The organism is Yoonia sp. (assembly GCF_030731595.1).
Lineage (GTDB): Bacteria > Pseudomonadota > Alphaproteobacteria > Rhodobacterales > Rhodobacteraceae > Yoonia.
Genome location: NZ_JANQTS010000118.1, coordinates 1 through 10,525 on the forward strand (window position 1 = coordinate 1; position 10,525 = coordinate 10,525).

Sequence of the window (10,525 nt, forward strand, 5' to 3'; positions counted from 1 at the left end):
GACGACGGGTCGGGCCTGCACCACATGGTCTATGAGGTCGTGGATAACGGCATTGACGAGGCTTTGGCCGGACATGCCGACCATGTTTATGTCCGGATCAACGCCGATGCTTCGGTTACAGTCGGCGACAACGGGCGCGGCATTCCTGTTGGTATCCACGAAGGCGAAGGGGTTTCTGCCGCCGAAGTCATCATGACCCAACTGCACGCAGGCGGAAAATTCGACAGCAATTCCTATAAGGTGTCGGGCGGTCTGCACGGTGTGGGCGTATCGGTGGTGAACGCGCTGTCCGATTACCTTGAACTGCGCATCTGGCGTGAAGGCAAAGAACATTACGCCCGTTTCGAGGGCGGCTTTACGACGGAACATCTGCGTGTTGTCGGTGACGCCAATGGGCGCAAGGGGACCGAGGTCACATTCCTTGCCTCGACCACGACTTTCAGCAACCGCGACTTTGAATTCCATATTCTTGAAAAGCGTCTGCGCGAACTGGCATTCCTGAACTCTGGCGTGCGGATCATCCTCGAAGACCTGCGCCCGGTCGAGCCGCTGAAAACCGAACTTTTCTACGAAGGCGGCGTCAAGGAATTCGTGAAATACCTCGACCGCTCCAAGACGCCATTGATGGCAGAACCCATCTATGTGACCGGTGAACGCGACGACATCGGGATCGAGGTCGCGATGTGGTGGAACGACAGCTATAACGAAATGGTTCTGCCGTTCACCAACAACATTCCCCAGCGCGACGGTGGCACGCATTTGGCGGGCTTCCGCGGTGCGCTGACACGCGCGATTGCGAAATACGCGACCGAGACCGGCATTTCCAAGAAGGAAAAAGTCTCGTTGACAGGCGACGACGCCCGCGAGGGCCTGACCTGCGTGCTCTCCGTCAAAGTGCCCGACCCAAAATTCTCCAGCCAGACCAAGGACAAACTGGTTAGCTCTGAAGTGCGGCCTGCCGTCGAAAACCTGATGGGTGAAAAGCTGAACGAATGGTTCGAAGAAAACCCAGCAATGGCGAAATCCATCATTTCCAAGATCGTCGAGGCTGCTGCTGCCCGTGAAGCGGCGCGCAAGGCCCGCGAAATTCGCCGCAAATCGGCGATGGACGTGAACTTCAACGCATCCAAGCTGAAAGACTGCTCCGAAAAAGACCCTTCCAAAACCGAAGTCTTCCTTGTCGAGGGTGACTCGGCAGGCGGATCGGCCCAAACCGGCCGTGACCGTGGTACGCAGGCAATCCTGCCGCTGAAGGGTAAAATCCTGAACGTGGAGCGTGCGCGTTTTGACCGGATGCTGGGCAGCCAAGAAATCGGCAACCTTGTCATGGCGCTGGGCACCGGCATCGGCCGCGACGAGTTCAACATCGAAAAGCTGCGGTATCACAAGGTCATCATCATGACCGACGCGGACGTTGACGGTGCGCATATCCGTACCCTTTTGCTGACCTTCTTCTTCCGGCAGATGCCGCAACTGATCGAAGGCGGGTACCTTTATATCGCCCAACCGCCGCTTTACAAAGTGACGCGCGGCCGGTCCGAGGTATACCTCAAAGACCAAGCGGCGATGGACGAGTACCTGATCGAACAGGGCATCGACGGGGCCATGCTGCGCCAAGGCAACGGCGAGGAAATCGCAGGCGCTGATCTGCGGCGCATCGTCGAAGAGGCGCGGCAGTTGCGCCGCGTGCTCGAAGCCTTTCCCACCCATTACCCCCGCCATATTCTGGAACAGGCAGCCATCGCTGGCGCCTTCGTTCCGGGCGTGGTCCAGAACGACCTGCAAGGCACGGCGGACCGCGTGGCCGAACGGCTGAACCTCATTGCGCTGGAATGGGAACGTGGCTGGCAAGGCCGGATCACCCAAGACCAAGGCATGCGTCTGGCGCGCATCCTGCGCGGCGTCGAAGAAGTGCGCACGCTGGATGGCCCCATGCTGCGCGGTGGCGAAGCCCGACGTACTGGCACGTTTACGCAAAGCCTGCAGGACGTCTACGACCTGCCAGCAACGCTCATTCGCAAAGACCGGAGCCAGGCCATTCACGGCCCGCTTGATCTGCTCAAGGCGATCCTTGAAGAGGGTGAAAAAGGGCTGTCTTACCAGCGCTACAAAGGTTTGGGTGAAATGAACCCCGACCAGCTTTGGGAAACGACGCTGGACCCCGATGCGCGCACGCTTTTGCAGGTCAAGGTCGAAGATCTGGCAGAGGCAGACGATCTGTTCACCAAGCTGATGGGTGACGTGGTCGAACCGCGCCGCGAGTTCATCCAGAACAACGCATTGAACGTCGAGAATCTGGATTTCTAAGACTGCGTCACCGCGATCTTGGGGTGTTGCAACTCACGTCGCCGATAGCTTGGCCCGCTGCTGTTAAAACGGTGGCGGGCCTTTGCCGATCGGCCAAATGCCGCGTAAACCATTAGATATACGGGCATAAACTCTGGTTTAGGCGTCCGCACCTAAGCCCGGAACCAATAGATCATCTTTCCAGTTGGCCGCACATCCCGGTCATGCCCTGCGCTCTTGCAGGCATCACACTCAACTGGAGCTACCCCAATGAAAAAACTCATCCTTGCCGCACTTATCGCAGTTTCCGCAGCGCCTTCGTTTGCTGAACCTTCCTGCAACCCCGGCGCAGACGTCAAACCCGTCTGGGAAGCCATGAAGTCATTCGAAGAAGAAGGTGGCGTTGTCGTGTCCTTCAAGATCAACAGCGGCGGCTGCTACGAAATCTATGGCAAAGTCGACGGTACAAACATGGAAGTCTTCTTTGACCCAAATACCGGCGTAGAACTCGACCGTATCGAAGCCTAAGCCGGACCAAGGAGGCGCATCATGACGTTATACGACAACACGCAAACGACGGATCGTGTCCGGGTCTGGGACCTTGGGGTGCGCCTTTTCCACTGGTCCCTGGTGACCATGGTCACATTGACCTATCTTTTTGACGAACCGCGCAAGCTGCATCGCAGTTTGGGCTATGTGGTCATCGGCCTGATTTCGTTTCGCCTGATCTGGGGATTGATCGGCACACGGCATGCCCGCTTTGCCGATTTCGTGCCCGGGCCACGGCGGTTACTGACCTATCTGCGCGATATGCTGCGCGGACGCGAAGACCGCTACTTGGGGCATAACCCCGCCGGTGCTGCAATGATCCTCACATTGCTGGCGACACTCTTTGCCGTTGGTGCTACGGGATACATGATGGGCATGGATGCGTACTTTGGGCAGGACTGGGTTGAACATACCCACAAGGCTCTGGTGAACGGTCTGTTGGCTCTCATTGCGCTCCACATCGGGGGGGTTATCTTTTCAAGTTGGCGCCACCGTGAAAACCTCGTCGTCTCGATGATTACCGGCCAAAAGGACACTGATGACCAAACAAGGCATGACTGAAGAGCGCAGAACACGCCTGCGTCGGTCCCTGTTTCTTGCCGCAGCCCTGCTTCAACTGGGCTGTGGTCTCGTGTTTGCATTCGATGTGATCGTCGAGATGGACAATCTGACGGGCCACACCTGGGTCGAACTGATGGGAATCATTGCACTGGCGATTGGTGCTTTCATTACGGTGGGTCAGTACCGCGAGCTTTTGCGCCGCAATACAAAGATCGAACGCGAACTGGGTGCTGCAAGTGGTGCTTTTCAGGATGTGATCGAGCAGCATTTCCAAGTCTGGCAATTGACCGAAGCAGAACGCGATGTCGCGCTTTTGTCGATCAAGGGTGTGCCCATCGCCGATATCGCCGTCATGCGGCAAACGCGAAGCGGGACGATCAAGGCGCAAAGTGCAGCGATCTATCGCAAGTCGGGGGTGTCCAGCCGCGCTGAACTTATCTCTGTGATGATCGAGGAACTGATCGCAGGCCTTGACCTGACGACGCGGCCTAGCCCTGCGGGGATGTCACAGAAAGACAAAGGCTAGCGCGTCCAGCGAAACACGAAGGGCGCAATAGCGATCACCAGCGTGATCCGAATGATGTGCATCACAGAAACGTATCCCACATCCTGATTCACAGCCAAAGCCAGCAGGCCCATTTCGGTCAGGCCGCCCGGCGAGAATGCAAGGAATGCCTGCGCAACGGGGATTCCGCTGCCCCACGCAAGTAGCTCTGCAAAGCCGACCGCTGCAATCAACATCAGCAATGACGCAAAGGCAGACAGGCTCACGTCACGGCGGACTTCGGCCAGTGTCGCACCCACAAAGCGTGTGCCGATGATGGTCCCGATTGTGATCTGTGCTGCGATGACAAAAAGCGTCGGTGGAGCCACAACGACCCAACCGGCGACATGGGCGATACCGCTAAGGATCATCGGGCCAAAGATGGGTGCCGCGGGCAGGCCCAACCATTTGCCCCCGATCGCCCCAATCAACGCACAAAGCCCCAGAATAACGTAATCCTTGATGGTTATCGCGTTCAAGGCGACCCAAGTTGCCGCACCATTGCTGCCACTTGTTACGCCAAGAAAAAAGCTGAAGAAAAGTGCCACAAACACGATAATGACCAGGACGCGCGCAGCATGGGCCAGCGCGATCCGCCGTTCGTCGCCACCCGCCTCCGCACCGAGGATCAGCATCTCGTTCAACCCGCCGGGCATGGCGGCGTAAAAGGCCGTGATCGGGTCGTACCGCCCAATTTTGCGATAGACAAAGTAGGATATGCCCGCAGCACAGGCTAGAAAGACGGGCAAAACGGCAAGCGTGATCAGCCAACTGCCCAGCTTGCCAAAGATTTCCGCAGAGACGCCCGAGCCCAGCATCACGCCAATCACCGGAATGACATAAGGGCGCAATGGCATCGGACCACGGACCGGCATACGCAGCATGGCCGCCGCCGTATTGGCGATCATCGGCCCCAGCATCCACGGCAATGGAAAACCGCTCAGATAAGCAGCGATACCGCCCAAGATGCCAATCACGATAGCTAGCATATGCGGCATGAACTGCTTGACTTGGGTCACTCTCTTGGGCCTGCCAAAGTAAGATCCCGCATCGGGTCAAGCCCCGCCAATGTGATGTGTGCCACGCTTCTTGGCCAAAGCCATCTGCTTTTGGCGTTCGCGAAACCGGCCTTTGTCCTCTTCGCTGGTCTCATCCACACATTGATGGCAGGCGACACCTTCCTCGAATGCCGGATGGTTACGATCTTCGGGCAGCAGGGGGCGGCGGCAGGCATAGCACAGGATATGCGGCCCTTCTTCCAACCCGTGCCCCACGCTCACGCGGGCATCAAAGACAAAGCATTCGCCGTCCCATTTGCTCTCTTCCTGCGGGACTTCTTCGAGGTATTTCAGGATACCACCCTTCAGGTGATAAACATCCTCGACCCCTTGGCCCATCAGGTAGTTCGTTGATTTCTCGCACCTGATCCCGCCGGTGCAGAACATCGCAATCCGCTTGTTATGAAAGCGGTGCTTGTTTTCCTCCCACCACGCGGGAAATTCACCAAAGCTTTTGGTCTGCGGGTCAATCGCCCCGTCAAAGGTGCCAATCGCCACCTCATAGTCGTTGCGTGTATCAATCACCGCCACATCGGGCGCGCTGATCAGATCGTTCCAATCCGCCGCTTCCACATAATGACCAACGCGCGCCACCGGATCGACATCGGGTTGGCCCATAGTCACGATCTCGCGTTTGAGCCGGACTTTCATGCGATGAAAGGGCGGTGTCGTGGCTGTGCTTTCCTTCCACTCCAGATCGGCGCAGCCGGGCAGGGCGCGGATATGCGCCAGAACTGCATCAATCCCTGCGCGATCCCCCGCAATCGTTCCGTTGATCCCTTCGCCGGCCAGCAGCAGAGTGCCGGTAATCCCGCGCGCTTTGCACAGCGCCAACAACGGCCCTTGCAAGGCCGCAGGGTCAGCAAAACGGGTAAAGTGATAGAGGGCAGCAACGGTAAACATATGCGTCAAATACGCCCGTCCGCTCAAAGGGGCAAGTCACGCGCGGCGGCAATCGCCAAACCGTCCGCGACAGCCGTGAACGCCTCGGCCCGTTCCAATGCGGCATGCGGGAACAAGGCTGTCATCTCATCCTCGATGACATGCAAAAGGCTAGAGCCGCCGACAAAAACGATCTTGCTGATCCGGTCCGGTGCCAGATCGGCCATCGCAAGGGTTTCAATCGCACATTGCCTGATCTGTGCGGCATGATCGGCCAAAACCGCAGCCATTGCAGCCTTGGTTAGTCGCGCCCACAAATTGCGCTCGATCACGCGTAGATCGATCCCCGCATCGCTGATATCAGGCTTGTTGATCTGGATTTTGCCAGCTTCGACCGCAAAGGCGATATCGTGTCCCAACTCCATGTCCAGCACACTTTCCAGGCGGGCAAAGGGGACTGGATCAATCCCCAGTTTGGCAAAATCCTCGGCCATGCGACGGTTTTCGGGGGTATAAACAAAAGGAATCTTCTGCCATGTCGCCAGATCATTGAAAATCGCATTGGGCGCTGTATGCCGCCCGTCGCCGATGGCATTGCGGACCTCTGCGCCGCGCCCCAAAAGCGGCATGACCTCGGTAATACTGATCGCGCGGTCAAAATCCGTGCCACCCACCCGGACGCCGTGGCTGGCGATGATCCGTGTCCGGTCGCCCTGACGCTCAAAGATCGAGAAATCGGAGGTACCACCGCCGATATCGACAATCAGACCCAAAGCACCAGCCTCCAAAGGGCCAGAGGCAAGCGCGGCCGCTTCGGGTTCATACATGAACGACACGTCCTTGTAGCCCGCGATCAGATAGGCCTCGCGCAGGTCCACTTCGGCTTGGGCGTTGCGGACCGGGTCAAGGGAATGAAACCGCACCGGACGTCCCGACAGGGCCACGTCATAGGTTTGCCCTGTCTCGGCCTCTGCCCGTTCGCGGATCATCTGCAAGAATTGCGCCACAACCTCTAGCAAGGTCAGCCGCGCGTAAGCGATCTGGCGTCTTTCGCGCATCAAGGGCGTGCCCAGAACTGACTTGAGCGCCCGCATGAACCGCCCCTCGCGGCCATCAATCAACGCCGCGTTGGCAACTGATCCATATGTCGTGACCTTGCGGTCATAGTCAAAGAAAACAGAAGTCGGCAGCGTCTTGCGCCCCGGCTCAACCGTGATCAGATGTGGACGGCCCGCAGCCAAGACACCCGCTGCCGTGTTCGAGGTGCCAAAGTCGATACCTAGGGTCGCCATTTCTGCCTCTTGTCCTTGGGAAAGGAGGGCGAGTAAGCGATTGGGTGCAGGGCGTCAATCCCCGCAAATCCGCTCGCAGCGCGCGCATTTTGGCGATACCCTGTCGCCACGCAAAAAGGAGACCGCCATGACCCACGCCTTACTTGTCATCGACGTACAGAATGATTTCTGCCCCGGCGGCGCGCTGGCCGTTGCGGGCGGTGATGCGATCGTTGCGGGGATCAACGCGGCGATGGCGGATTTCAGCGCTGTGATCCTGACGCAAGACTGGCATCCGGCAGGGCACTCCTCTTTCGCCTCGACCCATAATGCCGCCCCGATGAGCATGACAGAGATGCCTTATGGCCCGCAGGTGTTGTGGCCAGACCATTGCATTCAAGGAACCAGTGGCGCTGCATTTCACAAGGACCTGATGACCGACCGTGCCGATCTGATTATCCGAAAGGGCTATAACCCCGCGATCGACAGCTATTCGGCGTTCTTCGAGAACGACAAGGTGACGCCAACAGGGCTCGAGGGGTATTTGCGCACACGTGGTATCGACACGCTTACGCTGGTTGGGTTGGCCACCGATTTTTGCGTGAATTATTCCGCGGTTGATGCAGCAAAGCTGGGTCTTGATGTGACTGTCAACATGGCGCTGTGCCGCGCGATTGATCTTGACGGATCATTGGATGCGGCGAAAGCGGGGATGACTGCGGCCGGCGTGATCTTGGTCTAGCGCCCGCGGCCTGCAAACCAGACCGAAGACACGCCAGCGGTCATGATAATCAGCAGACCGATCAGGCTCAGCCCATCGGGCCATTGCCCAAAGACGAGCCAGCCAATCACCATCGCCGCTAAAAGCTGGCTATAAATCAGGGGGGCGATGACGCCTGCCGGAGTTGTCCGGTTGACCAGAACCAACAGTAGATTGCCCATGGCAGAACCCAAGGCTGATATGGCGATCAGCCCAAAGACGGACAGGCTGATCTGGGGCACCGGTCCCCACGCAAAGGGGGCAAGCAGGACCGCACCAATCACCAATTGTGAAAGCAGGAGGAACCTTGGCCGGAAATCACCCGCCAGCCAGCGGGTCGCCACCAGATAAGACCCATGAAAACATCCCGCCAGGATGGCAAAACCCATACCCGTGGTCATGCCGAACCCCGGTCTGACGACCACAAGAACCCCAATAAAACTGACAAGCAGAAGAATAGTCCGGATCTGCGTGATCCGTTCCCCAAGCAACAGTGCTGACAGGAAATAGGACACAACTGGCCCCACAAAAAATCCGCCGAACACATTGGCCATCGGTTCGGTCTTCAGGGCAGTCAGAAGACTGACAATGCCGCCAACAATCAAAAGCGTCCGCAGATAAAGCCGCCAATTCAGGAAATGGGTGAACTCCGTGCGACCCAAGCCGCAGAACGGGGCCAGTAGTGCAGCGGCCAAAGCAAAGCGGGTCCACGCCACGAAAACCTGCGGGAAACCCGCACCTGTGAGCAAGGTCGCCGCCGCATCGCTGCCGACAATCAAGGCCATTGCCAATATGACCGCGCCAACAACCTTGGCGGAAAAGGGTAATGTGGTCATGCGAAACGGGGCTTTCTCCCGCGCGCTAAGCGGCTTGGGTCACCCAATCAATTGGCTCGCGACATAAAACAGAAATATCATTCCCAAAAGGAGGCCACTCAAAGCAATCCTGCGCCGCCCCTCACGCTTTCGCGAAGCGATCCGCGCGGCCAAGATATCAGGGTCCGCCTTGCGGGTCTGCGGCAACGGAGCAAGGAGCGAATCCTCAACCGGTTCCGCGACAGACAATGCCTGCATGAATGCCTGAAAATCAAACCCGCCCCAATCCGCGCCCTTCAGATCATGGGTCGCGAGGTTCGCCGAAAGTTTCTCGATCACGCCGACACGCGCATCCTCGTCCCGCATCGGAAACCGGCCGGGAGGGGCACCGCTGTTGAAGGACTGCATCGCAAAACCGCTCTCGACAAAGAAGGTGCGCACGGTCTCATCCGCCCGACCCAAGGCCGCCACAGTCTTTGGATCGCGAAACATCGCGACCTTTTGCGCGCCAAGCCCTGTCGCCGCCAGATCGCCGAACTGGTCCGGTAAACCCTCTGGCGTGACCGGCACCATGTCAAAGTCGTATCCCAAAGCCATCTCAACGGCCCCCTTGCCACCCCTGCATCCTCTTGATCTAACACGGAAGGGCCAAAAGGGGGAACTTGAAACATGGTCGATATCGCCACCCGCGTCTGGAACCACAAATGGAAGATCGACCCCATTGTGCGGTCGCTCATCGACACGGACTTTTACAAGCTCCTGATGTGCCAGTCCGTGTTCCGCAACCACCCTGACACGCAAGTGACCTTTTCGCTGATCAACCGGACCAAGACGATCCGGCTGGCCGATCTGGTCGACGAAGGCGAATTGCGCGAACAGCTTGACCACATCCGCTCGCTCCGCCTGACGCGCGGGGAATCCACATGGCTGCGCGGCAATACCTTCTACGGCAAACGGCAGATGTTCACCCCCGCCTTTATGGAGTGGTTCGAGAATCTGGCCCTGCCCCCCTACCATCTGGAAAAGATCGACGGGCAATATGAACTGACCTTCGAAGGGACATGGCCCGAGGTCATGCTGTGGGAAATCCCTGCGCTGGCGGTCATCATGGAATTGCGCAGCCGTGCTGTGCTCAAGGACATGGGGAAATTCGAACTGCAAGTGCTCTACGCGCGGGCGATGACGAAACTGTGGGAAAAGGTCGACCAGCTCAAACCCATCCAAGACCTGCGACTGGCCGATTTCGGGACGCGGCGGCGGCACTCCTACCTTTGGCAGGACTGGTGCGTGCAGGCGATGATGGAGGGGTTGGGGCGCAACTTCACCGGCACCTCCAACTGCCGGATCGCCATGATGCGCGAGATCGAGGCGATCGGGACCAACGCCCACGAACTGCCCATGGTCTATGCCGCCTTGGCCGACAGCGACGCAGCGCTGCGGCAAGCACCCTACGACGTGCTGGCGGACTGGCACGAGGAACACGACGGCAACCTGCGGATCATCCTGCCCGACACTTACGGGACCAAAGGGTTCCTTGAAGGGGCGCCCGACTGGCTGGCAGGCTGGACCGGGATCAGGGTCGACAGCGGCGACCCCGCGACAGGGGCCGAAACCGCGATCAACTGGTGGAAATCGCGGGGCGAGGACCCACGGGACAAACTGGTGATCTTCTCGGACGGGCTGGACGTGGACAAGATCATCGCGCTGCAACAGCAATTCGCCGGACGGGTGCGGGTGTCGTTCGGCTGGGGCACGATGCTGACCAACGACTTCAAAGGGCTGGTCGAGGGGGACGCACT

Annotated in this window: 11 protein-coding genes; 6 read left to right on the forward strand and 5 right to left on the reverse strand. The window is 58.5% G+C overall.

Going from position 1 to position 10,525, the window contains the following annotated elements:
- The 4 genes from gyrB to NWQ23_RS14295 form a co-directional block, all read left to right on the forward strand.
- The coding region (gene gyrB / locus NWQ23_RS14280; protein ID WP_306167062.1) for a DNA topoisomerase (ATP-hydrolyzing) subunit B at positions 1–2,307 on the forward strand (2,307 nt) is incomplete at its 5' end.
- Between the two features lie 249 nt (positions 2,308–2,556).
- Positions 2,557–2,814 carry a PepSY domain-containing protein gene (locus NWQ23_RS14285; protein ID WP_306167063.1) on the forward strand — a complete coding sequence of 86 codons (258 nt, stop codon included), beginning with the start codon at positions 2,557–2,559 and terminating at the stop codon, positions 2,812–2,814.
- Between the two features lie 21 nt (positions 2,815–2,835).
- Positions 2,836–3,396 (forward strand): cytochrome b/b6 domain-containing protein, encoded by a 561-nt coding sequence (locus tag NWQ23_RS14290; protein ID WP_306167064.1) that lies wholly within the window; start codon positions 2,836–2,838, stop codon positions 3,394–3,396.
- The gene (locus tag NWQ23_RS14295; protein WP_306167065.1) at positions 3,374–3,922 is read left to right on the forward strand and encodes a helix-turn-helix transcriptional regulator; all 549 of its coding nucleotides are present in this window, start codon (positions 3,374–3,376) and stop codon (positions 3,920–3,922) included. Before NWQ23_RS14290 ends, NWQ23_RS14295 begins: the two co-directional genes overlap by 23 nt.
- Here the strand turns inward: NWQ23_RS14295 and NWQ23_RS14300 are convergent.
- Genes NWQ23_RS14300 through NWQ23_RS14310 form a run of 3 tightly spaced genes read right to left on the reverse strand, consistent with a single transcriptional unit; the run spans position 3,919 to position 7,172 of the window.
- Entirely contained in the window at positions 3,919–4,959 is a 1,041-nt protein-coding gene (locus NWQ23_RS14300) for an AbrB family transcriptional regulator (RefSeq protein WP_306167066.1), read from the reverse strand. The two genes, NWQ23_RS14295 and NWQ23_RS14300, sit on opposite strands and share 4 nt — an antisense overlap.
- A 36-nt stretch (positions 4,960–4,995) precedes the next feature.
- On the reverse strand, positions 4,996–5,901 hold the full coding sequence (locus NWQ23_RS14305; RefSeq protein ID WP_306167067.1) for a rhodanese-related sulfurtransferase: 906 nt from the start codon (positions 5,899–5,901) through the stop codon (positions 4,996–4,998).
- Positions 5,902–5,924: 23 nt separating this feature from the next.
- Entirely contained in the window at positions 5,925–7,172 is a 1,248-nt protein-coding gene (locus NWQ23_RS14310) for an Hsp70 family protein (protein WP_306167068.1), read from the reverse strand.
- A 127-nt stretch (positions 7,173–7,299) separates the two neighbouring features.
- Between NWQ23_RS14310 and pncA the strand changes: the two genes are divergently transcribed.
- Entirely contained in the window at positions 7,300–7,893 is a 594-nt protein-coding gene (gene pncA / locus NWQ23_RS14315; protein WP_306167069.1) for a bifunctional nicotinamidase/pyrazinamidase, read from the forward strand.
- On the opposite strand, the gene NWQ23_RS14320 is transcribed toward pncA, so the two are convergent.
- Positions 7,890–8,747 (reverse strand): DMT family transporter, encoded by an 858-nt coding sequence (locus NWQ23_RS14320; protein ID WP_306167070.1) that lies wholly within the window; start codon positions 8,745–8,747, stop codon positions 7,890–7,892. The two genes, pncA and NWQ23_RS14320, sit on opposite strands and share 4 nt — an antisense overlap.
- 39 nt (positions 8,748–8,786) lie before the next feature.
- Positions 8,787–9,323 carry a hypothetical protein gene (locus tag NWQ23_RS14325; protein ID WP_306167071.1) on the reverse strand — a complete coding sequence of 179 codons (537 nt, stop codon included), beginning with the start codon at positions 9,321–9,323 and terminating at the stop codon, positions 8,787–8,789.
- Positions 9,324–9,395: 72 nt separating this feature from the next.
- On the opposite strand from NWQ23_RS14325, the gene NWQ23_RS14330 reads away from it, so the two are divergent.
- Positions 9,396–10,525 (forward strand): nicotinate phosphoribosyltransferase (locus NWQ23_RS14330; protein ID WP_306167072.1); only part of this gene is annotated, 1,130 nt, incomplete at its 3' end.